The sequence below is a fragment of the Parapedomonas caeni genome (genome assembly GCF_041060555.1).
Lineage (GTDB): Bacteria > Pseudomonadota > Alphaproteobacteria > Sphingomonadales > Sphingomonadaceae > CAUJIW01.
In genome coordinates this window covers 50,056-70,122 of record NZ_JBEUDS010000007.1, presented here as the reverse complement: position 1 = coordinate 70,122, position 20,067 = coordinate 50,056, and the positions used below count along the sequence as shown (strand labels likewise).

The 20,067-nt window shown below is 67.6% G+C and carries 19 protein-coding genes; 10 read left to right on the top strand and 9 right to left on the bottom strand.

What is annotated here, in order from left to right; translation table 11 throughout:
• Positions 1–60 precede the first annotated feature (60 nt).
• Positions 61–1,173, top strand: coding sequence for a pyridoxal phosphate-dependent aminotransferase (locus ABU113_RS06835; protein ID WP_454558751.1), 1,113 nt, complete (start codon positions 61–63; stop codon positions 1,171–1,173).
• The gene (locus ABU113_RS06830) at positions 1,170–2,144 is read left to right on the top strand and encodes a prephenate/arogenate dehydrogenase family protein (RefSeq protein WP_454558750.1); all 975 of its coding nucleotides are present in this window, start codon (positions 1,170–1,172) and stop codon (positions 2,142–2,144) included. Before ABU113_RS06835 ends, ABU113_RS06830 begins: the two co-directional genes overlap by 4 nt.
• Here ABU113_RS06830 and ABU113_RS06825 read toward each other — a convergent pair.
• Genes ABU113_RS06825 through ftsE form a run of 5 tightly spaced genes read right to left on the bottom strand, consistent with a single transcriptional unit; the run spans position 2,065 to position 6,081 of the window.
• On the bottom strand, positions 2,065–3,219 hold the full coding sequence (locus ABU113_RS06825; protein WP_454558749.1) for a DUF2125 domain-containing protein: 1,155 nt from the start codon (positions 3,217–3,219) through the stop codon (positions 2,065–2,067). The two genes, ABU113_RS06830 and ABU113_RS06825, sit on opposite strands and share 80 nt — an antisense overlap.
• Complete coding sequence (locus ABU113_RS06820; RefSeq protein WP_454558748.1) at positions 3,216–3,917, bottom strand: lysophospholipid acyltransferase family protein; 702 nt, start codon at positions 3,915–3,917, stop codon at positions 3,216–3,218. Before ABU113_RS06820 ends, ABU113_RS06825 begins: the two co-directional genes overlap by 4 nt.
• Positions 3,914–4,462, bottom strand: a complete 549-nt coding sequence (locus ABU113_RS06815; protein WP_454558747.1) for a YdcF family protein — start codon at positions 4,460–4,462, stop codon at positions 3,914–3,916. Before ABU113_RS06815 ends, ABU113_RS06820 begins: the two co-directional genes overlap by 4 nt.
• 9 nt (positions 4,463–4,471) lie before the next feature.
• Positions 4,472–5,353: a cell division protein FtsX gene (locus ABU113_RS06810; RefSeq protein ID WP_454558746.1), complete on the bottom strand. Its 882-nt coding sequence runs from the start codon at positions 5,351–5,353 to the stop codon at positions 4,472–4,474.
• Entirely contained in the window at positions 5,350–6,081 is a 732-nt protein-coding gene (gene ftsE, locus ABU113_RS06805) for a cell division ATP-binding protein FtsE (RefSeq protein WP_454558745.1), read from the bottom strand. The genes ABU113_RS06810 and ftsE overlap by 4 nt, the downstream gene beginning before the upstream one ends.
• Positions 6,082–6,283: 202 nt before the next feature.
• On the opposite strand from ftsE, the gene ABU113_RS06800 reads away from it, so the two are divergent.
• The 5 genes from ABU113_RS06800 to ABU113_RS06780 all read left to right on the top strand — a co-directional run bounded on the left by ABU113_RS06800 (position 6,284) and on the right by ABU113_RS06780 (position 10,600).
• On the top strand, positions 6,284–7,285 hold the full coding sequence (locus ABU113_RS06800; RefSeq protein WP_454558744.1) for an MJ0042-type zinc finger domain-containing protein: 1,002 nt from the start codon (positions 6,284–6,286) through the stop codon (positions 7,283–7,285).
• A gap of 9 nt (positions 7,286–7,294) precedes the next feature.
• Positions 7,295–7,675, top strand: coding sequence for a response regulator (locus tag ABU113_RS06795; RefSeq protein ID WP_454558743.1), 381 nt, complete (start codon positions 7,295–7,297; stop codon positions 7,673–7,675).
• A 181-nt stretch (positions 7,676–7,856) separates the two neighbouring features.
• Complete coding sequence (locus ABU113_RS06790; RefSeq protein ID WP_454558742.1) at positions 7,857–9,059, top strand: acyl-CoA dehydrogenase family protein; 1,203 nt, start codon at positions 7,857–7,859, stop codon at positions 9,057–9,059.
• Between the two features lie 187 nt (positions 9,060–9,246).
• Positions 9,247–9,720, top strand: a complete 474-nt coding sequence (locus tag ABU113_RS06785; protein ID WP_454558741.1) for a hypothetical protein — start codon at positions 9,247–9,249, stop codon at positions 9,718–9,720.
• A gap of 40 nt (positions 9,721–9,760) precedes the next feature.
• Positions 9,761–10,600: an MOSC domain-containing protein gene (locus ABU113_RS06780; RefSeq protein WP_454558740.1), complete on the top strand. Its 840-nt coding sequence runs from the start codon at positions 9,761–9,763 to the stop codon at positions 10,598–10,600.
• Between the two features lie 58 nt (positions 10,601–10,658).
• Here ABU113_RS06780 and ABU113_RS06775 read toward each other — a convergent pair whose 3' ends face one another.
• Entirely contained in the window at positions 10,659–10,922 is a 264-nt protein-coding gene (locus ABU113_RS06775) for a hypothetical protein (protein ID WP_454558739.1), read from the bottom strand.
• A gap of 124 nt (positions 10,923–11,046) precedes the next feature.
• Between ABU113_RS06775 and ABU113_RS06770 the strand changes: the two genes are divergently transcribed.
• Complete coding sequence (locus ABU113_RS06770) at positions 11,047–11,658, top strand: head GIN domain-containing protein (protein WP_454558738.1); 612 nt, start codon at positions 11,047–11,049, stop codon at positions 11,656–11,658.
• Positions 11,659–11,723: 65 nt separating this feature from the next.
• Here the strand turns inward: ABU113_RS06770 and ABU113_RS06765 are convergent, their stop codons facing one another.
• The 3 genes from ABU113_RS06765 to ABU113_RS06755 form a co-directional block, all read right to left on the bottom strand.
• Complete coding sequence (locus ABU113_RS06765) at positions 11,724–12,509, bottom strand: response regulator (RefSeq protein ID WP_454558737.1); 786 nt, start codon at positions 12,507–12,509, stop codon at positions 11,724–11,726.
• A 7-nt stretch (positions 12,510–12,516) separates the two neighbouring features.
• Positions 12,517–13,932 carry a magnesium transporter gene (mgtE, locus tag ABU113_RS06760; protein ID WP_454558736.1) on the bottom strand — a complete coding sequence of 472 codons (1,416 nt, stop codon included), beginning with the start codon at positions 13,930–13,932 and terminating at the stop codon, positions 12,517–12,519.
• 110 nt (positions 13,933–14,042) lie between these two features.
• Positions 14,043–15,263 carry a CaiB/BaiF CoA transferase family protein gene (locus ABU113_RS06755; protein ID WP_454558735.1) on the bottom strand — a complete coding sequence of 407 codons (1,221 nt, stop codon included), beginning with the start codon at positions 15,261–15,263 and terminating at the stop codon, positions 14,043–14,045.
• Positions 15,264–15,474: 211 nt separating this feature from the next.
• On the opposite strand from ABU113_RS06755, the gene ABU113_RS06750 reads away from it, so the two are divergent.
• Positions 15,475–17,556 carry a sulfotransferase gene (locus ABU113_RS06750; RefSeq protein ID WP_454558734.1) on the top strand — a complete coding sequence of 694 codons (2,082 nt, stop codon included), beginning with the start codon at positions 15,475–15,477 and terminating at the stop codon, positions 17,554–17,556.
• Positions 17,557–17,695: 139 nt separating this feature from the next.
• Entirely contained in the window at positions 17,696–20,065 is a 2,370-nt protein-coding gene (locus ABU113_RS06745) for a TonB-dependent receptor (protein WP_454558733.1), read from the top strand.
• Positions 20,066–20,067 lie beyond the last annotated feature (2 nt).

Genomic DNA, 20,067 nt, shown 5'->3' with positions numbered 1-20,067 from the left:
GGGGATTGTCAACGGCCACCCCCCCGGCGTATGGGACCGCGGCAGTAGTCTGGAGGTTCCATGTCCGCCCCGTCCGTCAAGCGCCCGCAAGTCAAGCCGTGGATCGACGCCATCGACCCCTATGTGCCCGGCAAGGCCCGGACCGGCAGCGGCCGCGTCGCCGCCAAGCTGTCGGCCAATGAGTCGCCGCTGGGGCCGAGCCCGCACGCCGTGGCGGCGATGCAGGCGGCCTGCATCGACGCCCACCGCTATCCCGATGGCGGCGCGACGGTGCTGCGCGAGGCGATCGCCGCGCTGCATGACCTCGACGTCGAGCGCGTGGTCTGCGGCACCGGCTCGGACGAAGTGCTGCACCTGCTCGCCACCGCCTATGCCGGGGTCGGCGACGAGGTGATGTATGTCCGCCATGGCTTCATGGTCTATCCGATCGCGGCCCGCCGCGCCGGCGCCGAGCCGGTGGAGGTCGCCGACCGCGCCTACACCGCCGACGTCGACGCGCTGCTGGCGGCGGTCACGCCGCGCACACGCGTCCTCTATCTCGCCAACCCCAACAACCCGACCGGCACCTACCTGCCGGCGTCGGAGGTGGCGCGCCTGCATGCCGGCCTGCCGGAAGACGTGGTACTGGTGCTGGACGCGGCCTATGCCGAGTATGTCTCGGCGCCTGACTATGACTGCGGCCTGTCGCTGGCGCGCACCGCCCCCAACGTGGTTGCCACCCGCACCTTCTCGAAGATCTACGGGCTCGCCGCCGAACGGGTCGGCTGGGGCTATGGGCCGAAGCCGATCATGGACGCCCTGAACAAAATCCGCGGGCCGTTCAACGTCACCGCCGCCGGGATTGCCGGCGCGGTGGCGGCGCTGGCCGACCAGGACTGGATCGCCCAGGCCCGCGCCCACAACGATTACTGGCTGCCCTGGCTGGCCCAGCAGATCGGCGGCATGGGGCTGGAAACGGTGCCGTCGGTGTGCAATTTCCTGCTGATCCGCTTCCCCGGCACCGATGGCCGCACAGCGGAGGCCGCCAACCTCTACCTGCAGGACGCCGGCTTCATCCTGCGCTGGCTGCCCAAGCAGGACCTGCCGGACTGCCTGCGGCTGACCGTCGGCACCGAAGAGGAGAATCGCGGTGTCGTCGCCGCCCTGCGGGCGTTCATGGACCGTCAATCGTGACGCAGGCGACGCCTCCCACGGCAGCGGCCTGCCCGGTGGATGCCTTCGGCACGCTGGCGATCATCGGGCTCGGCCTGATCGGCTCGTCGATCGCGCGCGCGGTCCGCGCCGCCGGCCTGCCGACCCGCATCGTCGCCCATGACGGTGCGCCGGCGGTACGCGCCCGCGTCGCCGAGCTGGGGTTGGCGGATGTCGTGGCCAATGATCTCGCCACGGCCGTACAGGACGCCGATCTGGTCATTTTGTGCACGCCGGTCGGCACCTTCGGCGCGCTCGCCAAGGGTTTCGGGCCGCACCTCAAGGCGGGCGCCATCGTCTCCGACGTCGGCTCGGTAAAGGCGGCCGCACTGGCCGCCATCGCGCCGCACCTGCCGGATCATGCCACGCTCGTCCCCGCCCATCCGGTGGCCGGCACCGAGAATTCCGGCCCCGACGCCGGCTTCGCCGCGCTGTTCCGCAATCGCTGGTGTATCCTCACTCCGCCGGCGGAGGCCCCGGCGGTGGCGGTCGAGCGGCTGTCGGATTTCTGGCGGGCGCTGGGCGCCAACGTGGAGCTGATGGACGCGGCGCACCACGACCTGGTGCTGGCCGTCACCAGCCATGTACCGCACCTGATCGCCTACACCATCGTTGGCACCGCCAGCGATCTGGAGGAAGTCACCAAGTCGGAGGTGATCAAGTTCTCCGCCGGCGGCTTCCGCGACTTCACCCGCATCGCCGCCAGCGACCCGACCATGTGGCGCGACGTGTTCCTGACCAACCGCGACGCGGTGCTGGAGATACTTCAGCGCTTCAACGAGGACCTGACCGCCTTGCAGCGGGCGATCCGCTGGGGCGACGGCGAGGCCCTGTTCAACCTGTTCGCGCGCACCCGCGACATCCGCCGCACCATCATCGACGCAGGACAGGACACGGCGCGGCCCGATTTCGGGCGGGAAGATCCATCTCCGGCGACTGCCGGACAAGCTTGAACCCGTCGATCTGGTTGCGGAAGCTCAGCGCCACCGGCTGACGGTAGCGTGCCGGCGCGGCCGGGGCGTCATTTGCGGCATCCGCCGATTGGCTGCGTGCGGCATCCGCCGATTGGCTGCTTGCGGCATCCGCCGATTGGCTGCTTGCGGCATCCGCCGATTGGCTGCTTGCGGCATCCGCCGCGGAGGGCGCCATACCGAAGCCCGCGAGCACCGCATCAGGACACGGCGAGTTGAGCGTGCCGCTGGCCAGCAGGGCGCCATCCGCCTGAAGCGCGAACGAGCCCTTGGTCATCACCACGGGTTCCACCTTGTCGCTCAGTGTCAGGCCGTAAAGCTCCACGGTGCCGCCCGCGCTACGCCAGGCCGCCAGCGACGTCAGCGCCTCGGCGGGGCCGATCGCCGTCACGCCCAGATTGCCGGTCAGCGCCAGCGGATCTCCCGCGCCCAGCCGCACCGCCTCACCGTTGATGAACAGCTCCAGCACCGCCTCGCCGGTCGGGCTGTTGCCGCCCGCCGGCACCGGCGCACGCCGGAGCGCCGCGACTTCACGGCCATGCACTTCGAACTGGCTGGCGCGCAGCGGCTTGTCGAACCAGGGCGCGCCGCTGACTCGAGCCTCCTCGAACACCACCGACAACCGCTCGACACCCCGCGGGTTAAGCTTTAGGCTGAACCGGCCATTGTCGCCGGTCGCCGTCACGGCGACACCGCCCATGACATCGGGCGCACGCACGCTGATGCTTGGCTTGTCCAGCAGGCCCAGCGTCAGATCGGGCTTCCAGGGCTGGCGCTCGATCACCAGTTGCGGCGCACGCAAGGCGACCTCATAGTCGCCACGCGTGCGGGTGAGCGTCGCGTCACGCACCGTCACCGACAGCCGATAGGGAAAACCGCCATAGTCCAGCTCGGCACCCGACAGCACAACCGGCGCCGACGGGCCGGCAAGCGCCGTGATGGCGGCCTTGAACTCGTCAAGCTGGCTCGACCAGTAGAGGCCGTAGGCACCAACCGCGACGCCCACCGCCGCGAGCATCAGGAAGGGCCGGTAGCGACGCTGGAACAACACACTCACGCACTGTCTCCCGACAAACTGTTGATGGCCCGATGCACCTGCTCGGCCATATGCTCGCGCGGCAGCGCTGCCGCCACCGCCGGATGCACGACCACTGTAATAGTACCCGGGTGTTTCAGAAAACTCTCGCGCCCCCATAGCAGGCCTGAGTCAAGCGCGATGGGCACCACCGGCACGCCAAGGCTGCGGTAGAGCCCGGTCAGGCCGGGCAGCAGCGGGGGCTGCTGACCCGGCGGCGTGCGCGTGCCCTCGGGGAAGATCAGCACCGGCCGATCGGCCGCGCGCGCCACATCGGCGGCCCGCAACATGACGCGCATGGCGCGGGTCGACCCGTCGCGGTCCACCGGAATCATCCGGGCACGAGTGGCATACCAGCCGATGAACGGCAGCTTCATCAGCTCCTGCTTCAGTACGATGGCCGGGCTGCCCAGCAGCGGCACCAGCGCCATGGTCTCCCACGCCGACTGGTGCTTGGCGGCATAGATGACACAGCCGGGCCGCAGATTCTCCCGTCCGATCAACCGGGTACGGATGCCCAGCACCCAGCGCGCCAGGAAGGCGACACCCCGCCCCCACTGGCGGATCGCCCACATCGCCCCCCACCACGGCGCCAGCAGCAGAGGCAGACAGAGCACTCCCAACAGCGCCGTCCACAACGGCAGCAGCAGGTTGAACAGCGTCGAACGCACCCAGTTCATGCCGCCGCCGCTCCGTCCAGGCGAATGGTGATCAGGCGAACGCTGTATTTCGCGTACTCCAGCATCATCCCCAGCGGCCGCAGCGCGCCAACCACCGGATGCGGCACCATCTCCACCTCCGGCATGGCGGCGCGATACTCCAGCAGCGCGCGCGGCATGTGATAGTCCGACGTCACCAGCCGCAACGAGCGTACCTTGTGCCGGGTGACCCACGCCGCCGTCGAGCGCGCGTTACCCACGGTATTGCCGGCCTCGTGATCAAGGTCGACGCAGCAATCCAGCAGATCGCGGCCGACGCCCAGCTCCACCGCCAGCTGCCGCTTGCCGGTTTCCGGATGCACCCCGGTGATCAGCAGCCGGCGGGCACGACCGGCATCGAGCAGATCCACGGCGGTCTGCAACCGTCCCTCGCCGCCGGTGAGCGCGACAATGCCATCGGTGCGCGCCATGCCACTGGCCGGCGCCGGCAACGTCAGCCAGAACCAGAGGAAGCCCGCGAACCAGAGCACCAGGGCGACAACGCACAGATGGACAACCCAGCGCATCCCTTGCCCCTACACGTAGTCGGCCAGCGCCCGGTGCACGGTGAGCCGGGCGGTCGCCATGGTGAGCACAGCCACCGCCAGCGGCAGCACCGCCAGGGACAGCCACACCAGCGGCCCCGGCGTGAAGCCGCCCAGCAGGCCCGATGACAGGCGCTGCGCCATCCAGCCCAGACCGGCGATGGTGGCCACCGCCGCCGCCACGCCCGCCAGCCCGCCCTTGAGGCCGTGGAACAGATATTGTCGCTGGAACTCCCGGCCGATGGCGCTGTCCTCCGCGCCCATCAGATGCAGGATCTCGATGGTGGCACGATGACCCATGAGGCCGGCGCGGGTACTGAAGCCCACCACGCCCATGGTGGCCAGCAACGACACGACGACGATGGCGAAGGCGGTCAGCTGCAGCGCCCCGGCAAAGGCACCGAGCTGGCGCAGCCATCGGTCGTGATCGTCAAGACGGGCTGACGGCGCCACCGCCTGAAGGCGGAGGCGGACACGCGCGGGGGACAGGCTGGCCGACGGTGCCACCGCAACATCGATCAGCACCGGCACCGGCAGGTCACTGCTCATACTGCCGGCGCCCAGCCAGGGCTCCAGCAGCGCACGCGCGTCGGCATCGGACAGGGCGCGCACGGACGTCACGCCGTCGATCTCGGTCAGCAGCTTGACGGCGGCGCGCGCCTGCGCCTCGCGTCGCGCGGGGTCGGCCTCCACCACCTGCACCGTCCACGACCGCGACAGCGTGGTCCGCCACTGGCTGGTGGCGTCGTAGAGCATCAGGCCGCCAGCGACCGCCAGGGCCGCCAGAAAGGTCATGATCGCGATCACCCATGGCAAAACCCCGCGCGCCTCCCGCCCGTCGGGAAGGAAGCGGTAGCCGCCGCGGCCGATCATGGCCGGTTCTCCTGAGGCGACGGTCGAACAACCGCAGGGCGGATATCCGGGCGGATCTGACGCTGGGTGAACAGCTCGCCGCGCTCCAGCCGCAGCACCTGCGCACCCGGCACCTGGTCAATGAGACTGCGGTCGTGGGTGGCGATCACCAGCGTGGTGCCCAGTTTGTTGAGTTCCAGGAACAGATGCAGCAGTCGCGCCGCCATTTCCGGATCGACGTTGCCGGTGGGCTCGTCCGCCACCAGCAGGTCCGGCCGGCCGATCACCGCACGGGCGATGGCCAGCCGCTGCTGCTCGCCACCCGACAGCGTGGCGGGCCGCGCGTTCATGCGATCGGCCAGCCCGACCCAGGCCAGCAGTTCCTCGGCATGCTGGCGTACCGCCGCCTCCGGCGCGCCGGCGATACGCAGCGGCAACATGACGTTATCGAGCGCGGACAGGTGCGCCAGCAGTCGGAAATCCTGGAACACCACGCCGATGCGGCGGCGCAGCGCCGGCAACGCGCTGCGCTTCATTGTCACCACGTCATGGCCGAAGATCGAGATCAGCCCGCGCGACGGGCGGCGGGCGAGGTAGAGCAGCGTCAGCAGCGAGGTCTTGCCGGCACCGCTGGCGCCGGTGAGAAAGTGAAATGTCCCCGGCTCCAGCGAAAAGCTGACGTCGCGCAGCACCTCGGCACTGGTGCCGTAGCGCAAACCGACGTTCTCGAAACGGACGACATTGCTCACGGTTCAGGCCTTCGGGCGGACATTGCGGCTGTTTGGCATGGGCCGCCGGCAAAGGCAAACCCCAAGCACGATGGCATGTTAGGACGCTTGCACTCCGTCAAGAAGCCGTGGATAGTGCGCCGCGATACCGTCCGGCCCCGGCAATGCCCCCGGACGGGACGAGGGGTTGATAATTTTCGACGAATGAGTTCGACGGTTTAGCATGATTCTGACCTGCCCGAGCTGCCGAACGCGCTATCTGGTCAGCGATACCGCCATTGGGCCGGCTGGCCGGACGGTGCGCTGCGCCCAGTGCAAGCACAGCTGGTTCCAGGCCCCCGCGGAAGAGGAAGCGGCGCGCGACATCGTCGCCACAAGTGCCCTGGCCCCCACCGCCGCCACAGGCGGCACAGGATCGACCGCCGCCACAGGCGGCACAGGATCGACCACCGCCACAGGCGGCACAGGATCGACCACCGCCACAGGCGGCACGGCCCCGCCGACGGATGCCGATGTGGCACCCCCGGCCGTCGAGGGGCCGACGCCGCACGCGCCCTCGCCTTTCGCCGGGCTGCACGACAACGACGACCCGCGGCAGGATCACGACACGAGCGCGGCGTCCGAGGCGGACGACGAGGGCCCGAAATTCGAGCGTCGGCCAACCCGGGGGCGCGGCTCCGGTTCAGGGCGCCGCGCCTCGGTGCCGGCCCGGCGCGGCAGCCCGAGCTACCGTCGGCGGCGGCGCAATCCCACCAAGCTCTACGCCTGGCTGGCCGGTGGCGCCCTGGTGGTGCTGATCGGCTTCAATCTGCTGGTGTGGCGCGACACGCTGGGGCGGGAGAGCGGCATCATGCGCAGCATCTACGCCACGCTGGGGCTGTCGACGGCTCCCGAAGTCAACCAGCCCTCGGGGGCCAACGTGCTGCGGATCGCCTATCCGCCGCCACCACCGGCGGTGGAGCTGGAAAACGGCGGCATGCGCCAGCGCATTTCCGGCTCCATCGAGAACCCCACCAGCCAGACCGTGCGCATCCCCAACCTCAAGGGCACGATGATGGATGCTCAGGGCAACGTGGTGTTCACCTGGACCTTCCCGCCGCCAGCGGAGCAGCTGATTGGCGGCCAGTCCGTTGCTTTCGACACCAGTGTCCAGGACTTCCCCCGGACCGCGCGCAAACTGCGCATTGGTTTCGATGCCGGGGAGAATGGCAAAGACGGGAAGTGAGGCGGTCCGATGGCGCGCATCCTCGTGGCAGAAGACAATGCGGCGGTGCGTGAGTTCGTCGAGCGCGGCCTCATCCACTTCGGACATGAAGTGGTGGCGGTAGCCGATGGCGGTGCGGCCGTCGGCGAACTGGGGCGCGCGACATTCGACCTGCTGATCACCGACATCGTGATGCCGGTGATGGATGGCATCGCCCTTGCGCTCAAGGCAAGCGCCGACTTCCCCGAGATGCCGGTGCTGATGATGACCGGCTATGCCCATGAGCGTCAGCGCGCCTACAATCTCTCCGAACTGATCGCCGACGTCCTGGACAAGCCGTTCACGCTGGAAGCGCTGGGCGAGGCGGTCAACCGGACGCTGACGGCACGCAGCGACCAGGCGGGCCACTGACGGCCGTCGCGGCGCGTTGCCGGCTCCTGTCGATCGCCGGTCGGGTTGAGCCAGCGCAATGCCACCATTGCCCAACCACGTCTTAATGCGCCACAGTGCGTGCGGTGCGAACCAGACCGCACAGGCGTGCACCGAATTGACACCCGCTCTTGCATTGCGTGCTTTACCTTGGGAGGCTTCAATGAACTTCGATTATTCCGACAAGACCAAATCCTATATCGACCGCGTGAACGCCTTCATGCAGGCCCACGTCTATCCGGCCGAAAAGACCTATGCGGAGCAACGCGCCAGCGGTGACCGCTGGAAGGTGCTGCCGATCATTGAGGAACTGAAGGTCAAGGCACGTGCAGACGGGCTGTGGAACCTGTTCCTGCCCCACAGCGAGCATGGCGCCGGGCTGACCAACCTGGAATATGCGCCGCTGGCCGAACTGATGGGCCGGGTCGCCTGGTCGTCGGAGGTTTTCAACTGCTCGGCACCCGACACCGGCAACATGGAAACCATCGAGCGTTACGGCTCGGCGGAGCACAAGAAGCAGTGGCTGGAGCCGCTGCTCGACGGCAAGATCCGCTCCGCCTTCGCCATGACCGAGCCGGCGGTCGCTTCGTCGGACGCCACCAACATCGAATCGTCGATCCGCCGCGATGGCGACGAGTATGTCATCAACGGCGTCAAGTGGTGGACCTCGGGCGCCGGGGACCCCCGCTGCAAGATCATGATCTTCATGGGCAAGACCGACCCGAGCGCGCCGCGCCACGCCCAGCAGTCGATGGTCCTGGTGCCAGCCGACGCGCCGGGTGTGAAACTGGTACGCCCGCTCACCGTGTTCCACGATGACGATGCGCCGCACGGCCACTTCGAGGTGGCGTTCGACAATGTCCGGGTGCCGGCCAGCAACATTCTTCTGGGTGAAGGCCGCGGCTTCGAGATCGCCCAGGGCCGCCTCGGCCCGGGCCGCATCCACCATTGCATGCGTTCCATTGGTGCCGCCGAACGGGCTCTGGAGCTGATGTGCAAGCGCCTGAAGGCGCGCGTCGCCTTCGGCAGGGCGCTGGCCGAGCAGGGTGTCTGGCACGAGCGCATCGCCGAGGCCCGCTGCCAGATCGACATGGCGCGGCTGCTGACGCTCAAGGCCGCCTACATGATGGACACCGTTGGCAACAAGGTGGCGCAAAAGGAAATCGCCATGATCAAGGTGGTCGCCCCCAATGTCTCCTGCCGGGTGATCGACATGGCAATCCAGGCATTCGGCGGCGCCGGCGTCTGCGACGACTTCCCGGTCGCCTCGATGTACGCCGGCCAACGCACCCTGCGCCTGGCCGACGGCCCGGACGAGGTGCATCGCCAGGCGATCGCCAAGATGGAACTGCGTCAGTACAACTGACGCCACGCACAACCGGCAAGGCACACAGCTGGCGCGGCATAGCCCGCTCCAGCTGTGGCTTGCGGATGCGGGAACCGGCGAATCAGTGTAAGAACCCATATGCCGGATTGCCGGCGTGTGACGCCATGTTGCTCCTTTTCGTGTTGCGGCGCGTGCCTTCACCAACACCAGATCGGGGGTAACACGCATGTCGAGACTCGTCATGCCCGCCAGCGCCGCTGGCGCCAGTCTTTTCAAGTCGGTGCCGACGCCCGGCGCGGTCACACCGGGCGACGACTACAAGGAACGCCTGGTCAAATACATCCCGGCCGAATCGGTCGCCTTCTACACCTTCACCGACAAGCTGGTGGCCTCGCAATATGGCCTCGACAGTACGGCGCTGGCGGCGACGCAGGGCGCGCCGGCGACGGCGATGCTGCTCGCCTGGCTGCTGTTCGGCCTCGGCGTCGTCGGCACGCCGATCTACCTCTACCGCCAGCGCAAGCCCAACCAGCCGTGGCGACTGCACGCCGGCATCTCGACGCTGGCCTTCATCTTGTGGGCCTACACGCTGGGCGGCAGCCTGTTCGTGATCCTCGGCTGGTACGAGGTATTCGTGGCCGGCCTGCTGGCCCCCATCTTCACTTTCGTCGCCGGCTTCGTCGAACCCAGGCCGCGATAGCACCCCTTTCCGCTGACCGGGCGGGCTGGCATAAGGGCCCATGCGCATCGCCAGCCTCCACCTCTATCCGCTCAAGTCCGCCCGGGGCCTGGCGCTCGACCGGGCACACGTTGACGTCGACGGCCTGGCCGGCGACCGCCGCTGGATGGTCGTTGATGCCGACGGGCGGTTCCTCACCCAACGCGACGAGCCCCGCCTGGCCCGGTTGGAGGCCATCCCCCACAGTGCGGGCCTGACCCTGTCGGTTGACGGTTACGGCACGTGCCATGTCGACACGCCGGCCGCCGACGCGCCCACCCTCGCCGTCACCGTCTGGCGTGATACGCTCGTCGCCCGCCACGCGGTAACGGCACAGGACTGGCTGGGCTGCTGGCTCGGGCGCGAGGTCCGGCTGGTCTGGCAACCATCGACCGACAGCCGGCGACCCAATCCCGACTGGGCGCCGGATGCTCGTGCGGTCAGCTTTGCCGATGCCTACCCGGTCCTCGTCGCCAATCGCGCCTCACTGGCGGCGCTGAACGCGGCGATCGTCGCGGCCGGCGGTACCGCGGTGCCGATGACGCGCTTCCGTCCCAACATCGTCATCGACGGCGCAGACGCCTGGGCCGAGGATCACTGGCGCACCCTGCGGCTGGGCGACATCGAACTGGCCCTGGTCAAACCCTGCGACCGCTGCGTGGTTACCACCACCGACCAGACGACAGGCGCGCGCATGGGCAAGGAGCCGCTGGCGACGCTGGCACGGCAGCGGCGCTCGGCTGACCCGCGCATCACCGGCGTCCTGTTCGGCATCAATGGGGTACCCTTGCGGGCCGGCACGCTCAGGACCGGCGACCCGGTAACGGTGCTGGCCACCCAGACGCCCTGGCCGCTGGCCTGACCTCGCTCGATCAGGGCAGCCCGATCAGGCCGGCCCGATCAGAACTGGACACCCGCCGTCAGGGCGCGCCCATGCCCGGCAGTGCCGCCGATTGGCAGGTGAACGACGCCGACGTCGGCTGGGTTGCCACGCAATGTATAACCAGACTGGTACGCGGGTCGACCGCCCAGGCGTGACTTGTGGTGCCAACGGTGGTTGCCGCCACATGGATGGCGCCTGACGCCGGCATCTGGGCCTGCACCGGCTGCTGTGCCAGCATGGTGCCGGCCACGCCGCCCAGCAGGGCCGTCCCTGCCATCGCCACAACTGCTTTTCCGTTCATCGCTGTCTCCCATCGGCTTTAGGTGGTACGACTGCAACCATGATCATTTTCCACGAAGGGAGCAAACACCATGCACCACCACCGGACCCGTATCGCCGGAATCATTGTGCTTGCAGGCCTTGCCATGACCGGCGGCGCAATCGCTGGAACAGAGGAAAAGCGTCTTGATCTGAATAACTTCCAGGGCGTTGCCGTGGAAGGATCAACCAATGCCATCATCCGGCAGGGCGCCGGCTTCGCCGTTGTCGCCAAAGGCACGCGTGAAGCGCTCGACCTGCTCGATCCGGTGGTCGAGAAAGGGACACTCATCCTCAAGCCCAAGCGCCGGCTGGTCATCGGCTATGTGAAAAGCCACCCGCCGGTGACCGTGTACATCACCATGCCGGCGATCTCCCGCTTCGCCATCTCGGGCTCCGGTGAAGGCACGCTGGAGAATATCCAGGCCAAGGCCATCACCCTGGCCATCGCCGGCTCGGGCGACATCAGGGCATCGGGCACCTGCGAAACACTGAGCGCCAAGATTGCCGGCTCGGGCGACATCGCCGCGCACAACCTCCGCTGCGGGCGGGTCGAGGCGAAGATCGCCGGCTCGGGCGACATCTCGGCGCACGCCACCACCAGCGCCCTGGCCAAGATCGCCGGCTCGGGCGACATCCACATCCATGGCAACCCGTCCAGCCGCGAGGTCTCGACCACCGGCAGTGGCGAAATCCAGTTCGTCGGAACGACGCGATAGGCCCCGACGGGCGGTCGCCCCCGCGCCGGCAACCGGCACCGGCAGAATGCGAGTCCGGCGTCCGATCAGGGGTGCAGGCCGAGACTGTTTGCAGCGTGCCGGAAGGTGGGCTCGTCAATCAGACTGTCCAGACGCGGCACGTCTTCACGCAGGATCCGCGCGCGCCAGAACACCGGCAGCCGGTTGATCACCGCCACCATGGCGTCCGGCCGGCGCAGATGCGCCAGTCCGTTGGTGCGGCAGAGGATGGCCAGCACCTGGTCGAGCACACCAAGGAAACGGATGCGGTCCACCTCCCGCAGGCCGAAGCCGTCACCCGCCTCGCCGAGCAGGTCGACCATGGTCGCCCGCGCGCGATCCACCAGCAGGTCGGCCGGGGCGCGCAGCCGCTTGACCGGCGGCCCGTAAGGCGCCAGCTGGCTGAAAGTCTTGAGGGCGGCGGCGCGGATATGACGGGGCAGGCCACGAAACGGCCCGTCGACCCAGAAGCGGATGCGCTCGGAGAAGACAGCAAAAGGCATGCCCTTGACCAGGAAGTCGTCAACACCCGCGGCCAGCCCGTTGAGCAACACCGGCACCGTGTCGTCGCCGCTGGCCAGGATGACCGGAAACGTCTTGTCCCCGTGCTGAACCAGCTTCTCCACCAGCCCGACCCCTGACAGACCCGGCATGTTGAGGTCGGTGATGATGAGCGCCGGCGGCTCCTGCGCCACCTGCTCCAGCGCCTCCAGGCCATTGCTGGCAAACTGCGTGCGGAACCCCATGGCCTGCACGGCTCGCGCGTACAGCCGCGACACCAGGGCCTCGTCATCCACCAGCAGGACCGAAGGGGGCGCGTCCTCCACCGCCATCTTGCTCCTATTGCAGGTTGGCGGCACCGACAGCGGTGGCCAGTCCCAGGAACGCCAGAAAGCCCATGACATCGGTGGTCATGGTCACGAACACCGACGACGCCACGGCCGGGTCCACCTTCATGCGCTGCAGCGCCAGCGGCACCATCACGCCGGAGAAACCGGCCACCGCGATGTTGCAGATCATGGCGACGGCGATCACCAGCCCGAGACCGACCGATCCGAAATACAATGTGGTCAGCAGCCCCACCAGCACCGCGAGGATACTGCCATTGACCAGCGCCACCTGCACCTCGCGACCAACAATGCGCCAGGCATTCGACGCACCCAGCTGGCCCGTGGCCAGCGCCCGCACCGCCACCGCCATCGCCTGGGTACCGGCGTTGCCGCCCAGCGAGGCGACGATCGGCATCAGCACCGCCAGCGCCACCAGCTTCTCGATCGAGGCCTCGAACAGCGAGATCACCAGCGAGCCGATCAGCGCCGTGCCACAGTTGACGACCAGCCAGCGCACCCGGGTCCGCACCGTGTCCGCAATCGGCTCGTTGATGTCGCCCTCGCCGGCACCGGCGAGCTTCAGCGCGTCCTCGTGCGCCTCCTCGGAGATGATGTGCACAACGTCATCGACGGTAATTTGCCCGACCAGCCGGCCGGCGCCATCGACCACCGCCGCTGAAATCAGCGCGTACTTCTGGAAATGGCGGGCGAGATCCTCGCGATCCATGGAGACCGGAATCAGCGTCTGCTCGCGCTGCATCAGGTCGGCGACCGCGACGGCGCGCGGCGAACGCAGCACCCACGACAGCCGGATGGTGCCCACCGGCCTGTGGCCGGGGTCGACGACGAAAATCTCCCAGAAATCGATGGCGAGGTCCTGATGTTCACGCAGGAAATCGATGACCTGGCCGACCGTCCAGTAGTCCGGCACCGCGATCAGGTCCCGTTGCATCAGACGGCCGGCGGAATCCTCCGGGTAGGTCAGCGCCTCCTCGATGGCGGCGCGCTCCTCGGCCGGCATGGCGGAGAGCACCTGCTCCTGCTGGGCGGCTTCCAGATCCTCGATGATGGCAACCGCGTCATCGGTTTCCAGCTGGGTAACGGCGTTGGCGAGATCACTGGGGCTCAGCGACTCCACCACGTCCTCACGGACCCAGTCGTTGAGTTCGGCCAGCGTCTCGCCATCGAGCTTCTCGCCCAGCGCCGCCAGCAGGCCGGGGCGATGGTCGTCGTCCATCAGCTCGATGAGGTCGGCGATGTCGGCCGGGTGCAGCTGCTCGACCAGCACACGCACCCGAGACACGTCGCCGTCCTCGACCGCGCTGGCGATCTCGGCGACAAACTGCGGACGCAACCGGCCGTCGACCAGCACCTCATGGGGCGCCGGGCCAACTTCCTCCGTCTCGCTGGCGGTCTGTTCTACCATAGGGAGCTTATAGCCCGCCCGCCGGTCAAGGAAAGCCGCAATAGCCGCATCACAAGAAGTTCATCACCGCGCCCGATCCCGCCCGCGATGACGCGCGCGCCAGCGCCGTTTCAGATGACGCCGCGCGCCCGCAATCCCTGTCGCGCCGCGTCGTCAAGGCCGAGCAGCGATTCCAGCACCTCGTCGGTGTGCTCGCCCAGCAGCGGCGGCCCCCGGTCATATGCAACCGGCGAGTCCGCCAGCCGCAGGGGGCTCGCCACTCCCGGCACCGTGCCCTGGCCGCCATGCGGCACCTCGACCCGCAGGCCGCGCGCCTGCACCTGCGGATCGGCGAACACCCGGTCAAGCGTGTTGATCGGCCCGCACGGCACCGCCACCTCCCCCAGCGCGGTGATCAGCGAGTCGATGGTCCACTGCCGGGTCCGGGCCTCGATCAGCGGCACCAGGGCCGTCCGGTTGGCGACGCGGGCGGCATTGTCGACGAAGCGCGGGTCGGTCACCCATTCCGGCGCTCCCAGCACGCCGGCGAGCCGGGCGAACTGGCCGTCATTGCCAACGGCGATGATGACGAAGCCATCGCTGGTGGGGAAGCTCTGATAGGGCACCACGGCCGCATGACCATTGCCGATGCGTACTGGCGCCTGGCCGCTGACGAGATAGCTCAATGCCTGATTGGCCATGTTGAACACCTGGACATCAAGGAGCGCGAGGTCGATGTGCTGGCCCCGCCCGCTACGCTGGCGCTGCAGCAGCGCCGCCAGAATGGCGATGGCCGCATACTGCCCGGTGGCGACATCGGCGATGGCGACTCCCGCCTTCTGCGGCCCGCCGCCCGGCAGGTCGTCGCGCTCGCCCGTCACGCTCATCATGCCACCCATGCCCTGGATCAGGAAATCATAGCCGGCACGCGGCGCATAGGGTCCGGTCTGGCCGAAGCCGGTGATCGAACAGTAGACCAGCCGGGGATTGAGGGCGGTCAGGCTTTCATGATCGAGGCCGTATTTGCGCAACCCGCCGAGCTTGTAGTTCTCCACCACCACGTCGGCCTGGCGCGCCAGTGCACGAATGATGTCCTGCCCCTCCGGTGTCGCCATGTCGACGGTGATGGAGCGTTTGCCCCGGTTGGCGGCCAGAAAATAGGCGGCATCCGCCCGCGCGCCGGTCTCGGGGTCGCTGAGGAACGGCGGCCCCCAGCCACGGGTGTCATCACCGTCGCCCGGCTTCTCCACCTTGATGACGGTGGCGCCAAGGTCCGCCAGGGTCTGGGTCGCCCAAGGACCGGCCAGCACCCGGCTCAGATCCAGTACAACGATATCGTCGAGCGCGCGCATGCCCACTTTCCTGTCCACGTCCTCCGGGCCCGGCAGATGCCGGCCGCGGCGCACACAGGCACATGCGCACCGGCCCGGTCAAGGGGGTGTATTGCATCATGGCATCACTGACAGGCCTGTGCACGACCGGACGCCGACAGGCGCGCCGCCGCCGTTGACAAGGCGAAAGCCGCCCTCCTACTCTGACATCTGATCGTCACAGGATGACCGCATGGCGAGCGTTGCTCCCGACCCCGACACCATCGCTCCGGCCGAAGACACCGGAGAAGGGGAAACGCGGGGATCGCTGGCGACGGCCCTCAACCATACCGCCCGACTGCTGCATAGCCGCCCGCGTCTCGCCGCCAGCCAGGCGCGGGAGATTCTCCGGGTCATGCCCGGCCAGCGCGACGCCCTGCTGCTGCTGGGGGCGGCCCTGCGCGGCTGCGGCGATCTGGCGGGCGCACGCGATATTCTCGAACCGCTGGCCGCCCACCACCCCGGCTGGGCGGCGGCCCAGCTGGAACACGGGCTGACGCTGAGCAGCCTCGGCGACAGCGAGGCGGCGCTGAAGGCGCTGCAACGTGCCGTGGCGCTCAAGCCCGACCTCGCCAACGGCTGGCGCGCGCTGGGCGACCAGCTCACCCTGATGGGCGACACCGCCGGCGCCGATGCCGCCTACACCCGGCACATCACCGCCGCCGCCAAGGACCCGCGCCTGCTGGAGGCCGCGGTGGCGCTGGGCGAGCAGCGGCTGGCGGTGGCCGAACGGCTGCTGCGCGACTTCCTGAAGCACAGCCCCACCGACGTCACCGCCATCCGCATGCTGGCGGAAATCGGCATCCGGCTCGGCCGGCTGGAGGATGCCGAACTGCTGCTGGCCCGCTGCCTGGAACTCGCGCCGGGTTTTACCGCCGCCCGCCACAACTACGCCATCGTGCTGCACCGGCGGAGCAAGTCGGCCGAGGTGCTGCCGGAGGTCGACCGGCTGCTGTCCATCGACCCGCGCAACCCCAGTTACCGCAACCTCAAGGCCGCCGCGCTGAGCCGGGTCGGCGACTATGAGCAGGCGATCGCCCTCTACGACGCGGTGCTGAAGGACTATCCCAACCAGCCCAAGGGCTGGATGAGTTTGGGCCACGCGCTCAAGACGGTGGGCCGGCAGGCCGACAGCATCGCCGCCTACCGCCGAGCGATCCATCAGTTGCCGCAGCTGGGCGAGGCCTACTGGAGTCTGGCCAACCTCAAGACCTTCCGTTTCACCGACGCCGAGGTCGACACCATGCGCCAGCAGCTGGCGCGCGCCGACATCACCGACGAGGACCGCTACCACCTGCATTTCGCGCTCGGCAAGGCGCTGGAGGATGCCGGCGCCCATGCGGAATCGTTCGACAATTACGCGCGCGGCAACGCGCTGCGGCGGGAGGAAATTCACTACGACGCCGACGAGAACACCGCCCAGATGAACCGTGCCAGAGCACTGTTCACGCCGGCCTTCCTCGCCGCCCACGCCGGTCAGGGCTGCCCGGCGCCGGACCCGATTTTCATCGTCGGCCTGCCGCGCGCCGGCTCGACGCTGGTGGAACAGATTCTCGCCAGCCACTCGATGGTGGAAGGCACCATGGAGCTACCGGACATCATCGCCATCGCCAACCGGCTGGGCGGCCGCAAGCGGCGCAATCAGCCCTCGGCCTATCCCGAGGTGCTGGCCGATCTCGATGCCGACGAGCTCAAGGCGCTGGGTGAGGAATTCCTCGAACGCACCCGCATCCAGCGCAAGCAGGGCCGGCCGTTCTTCATCGACAAGATGCCCAACAACTTCGCGCATGTGGGGCTGATCCACCTGATCCTGCCCAACGCGCGGATCATCGATGCCCGCCGTCATCCGCTGGGCTGCTGCTTCTCCGGCTTCAAGCAGCATTTCGCGCGCGGCCAGAACTTCAGCTACAGCCTGACGGACATCGGCCGCTATTACCGCGACTATGTGGCACTGATGGCGCATTTCGATGCCGTGCTGCCTGGGCGGGTTCACCGGGTGATTTACGAGCGCATGGTCGCCGACACCGAAGGCGAGATCCGTCGCCTGCTCGACTATTGCGGTCTGCCCTTCGAGGAGCAGTGCCTGCGCTATTACGAGAACGACCGGGCGGTGCGCACCGCCAGCTCCGAACAGGTGCGCCGGCCGATCTTCACCGACGCCGTCGAGCACTGGCAGAACTATGCGCCCTGGCTCGAACCGCTGCGCCAGGCGCTCGGCCCGGTACTGGCCGCCTACCCCGACGTTCCCGCATTGCTGCTACCGGCGACGGGCTGACACCCCGCCCACGACCTCACCGACGAAGAACCGCAGAGAGCAACGACATAAAAACAACACCGACCATTGAATCATCAGGGAGACCAACATGAGTAATTTGATCAAGGCGACGGGGACCACCCGTCCCGCATGCAGACACATGACGATATTGCTGGCGACCACCATGCTGACCGCCGGCATGTCGCCGGCCCTCGCCCAGCAGGCCGGTGGTCTCGACGATATCGTCGTCACCGCCCAGAAGCGCGAGGAGAACCTGCAGAAGGTACCGCTGAGCATCCAGGCCTTCGGCACCCAGAAGCTCGACCAGCTGCAGGTCTCCAACTTCAACGACTACGCCAAGTTCCTGCCCAGCGTCGCTTTCCAGACGCTTGGCCCGGGCGCCAGCGCGGTCTACATGCGCGGCGTCGCCAGCGGCGGCGACGGCAACCACTCCGGCTCGCAGCCCAGTGTCGGCATCTATCTCGACGAGCAGCCGATCACCACCATCCAGGGCGCGCTTGACGTCCATATCTATGACATCGCCCGTGTCGAGGCGCTGGCCGGTCCGCAGGGCACGCTCTATGGCGCCAGCAGCCAGGCCGGCACGCTGCGCATCATCACCAACAAGCCGGACCCGAGCAAGTTTGCGGCGGGCTACGATCTGGAAGTGAACAGCGTCCGCCACGGCGACGTCGGCTACATCGCCGAAAGTTTCGTCAACGCCCCGGTCTCTGACAACGCGGCGATCCGGATCGTCGCCTGGTACGACCACGAGCCGGGCTACATCGACAACAAGGCCGCCACCCGCACCTTCCGCATCCTGCATCCGGAGGAAGACGGGCTGGTCGACTATCCCGACGACGACATCACCATCAACAACGATGGCGTCGCCGGCAACGACTACAACGAGGTCGACACCTACGGCGCCCGCGCCGCGTTGCGCATCGATCTCAACGACAACTGGACGGTGACGCCGGGCCTGATGGGTCAGGTGCAGAAGAGCAAGGGCAGCTTCGCCTACGACCCCGAAGTCGGCGACCTTGCCATCAACCGCTATTATCCGGAGAAAGCCAACGACAAGTGGCTGCAGGCGACACTGACCGTCGAGGGCAGGATCGGCAACTTCGATCTGGTTTATGCCGGCGCCTTCCTCAAGCGCAAGGTGACGTCAGAGTCGGACTATTCCGACTACTCGTTCTTCTATGACGAGTGCTGCGGCTACTCGACCTACATCTATGACAACGACGGCAACTTCATCAATCCGTCGCAGTACATCCACGGCATCGACCGCTTCACCCGGCAGAGCCACGAGTTGCGGCTGTCGTCGCCGAAGGAAAACCGCCTGCGTTTCGTGGGCGGCCTATTCTACCAGCGCCAGCGTCACAACATCCAGCAGGACTACATCATCGACGATCTGTCCGACGACCTGGCCATCTCCACCAAACCCGACAATATCTGGCTGACCAAGCAGATCCGCATCGACCGCGACTACGCGGCCTTCGGCGAGCTGTCCTACGACCTTACCGACAAGCTCACCGCCACCGGCGGCATCCGCGTGTTCAAATCGCACAACACGCTGGAGGGCTTCTTCGGCTTCGGGTCGGGCTACAACAGCGGCATCGGCGAGGCAGCCTGCTTCACCGACGGCGACGGCAACGTGCTGCCGCCCACCGTCGCCGGCGCGCCCTGCACCAACCTGGACAAGGGCACCAAGGAAACGGACTTCATCCATCGCCTGAACCTGACCTACCGGATCACCGACGATGCGCTGGTCTATGCCACCTGGTCGCGCGGCTACCGGCCCGGCGGCATCAACCGCCGCGGCACCCTGCCGCCGTACAAGTCGGACTTCCTGACCAACTATGAAATCGGCTGGAAAACGAGCTGGCTGGATAACCGGGTGCGGTTCAACGGCGCCTTCTACTGGGAAGACTGGAAGAACTTCCAGTTCTCCATCCTCGGCGCCCAGGGCCTGACGGAAATCAAGAATGCCGGCCAGGCCCGCATCAAGGGTGTCGAGACCGACGTTACCATCGCCGTTGCCGACGGCCTTACTCTTTCCGGTGCTGCCGCCTACACCGACGCCAAGCTGCATGAGAATTACTGCGGCTTCGTCGATGAGAACGGCGACCCGGAAACCGTCTGCCCCGACCCTGAAGCGCCCAAGGGCACCCGCCTGCCGGTGACGCCGAAGTTCAAGGGCAACGCCACCGCGCGTTACGAGTTCGCCCTGGGCGAACTGGAAGCGCACGTGCAGGGCTCGATCGTTCACCAGAGCGCAAGCCAGTCCGATCTGCGTCTGTTCGAGCGATCGATTCTCGGCAAGCTGCCCAGCTACACGACGTTCGATTTCTCCTTCGGCGTCGCGCGCGGCAACTGGCACATGGAACTCTACGCGGTCAACCTGTTCGACGAACGCGGCCAGGTCACCCGCTACACCCAGTGCGCCGAGGCGGTCTGCGGTGACAACACCTACTATGTGCCGATCAAACCGCGTACCGTGGGTCTGAAATTCGGTCAGAAGTTCTGACC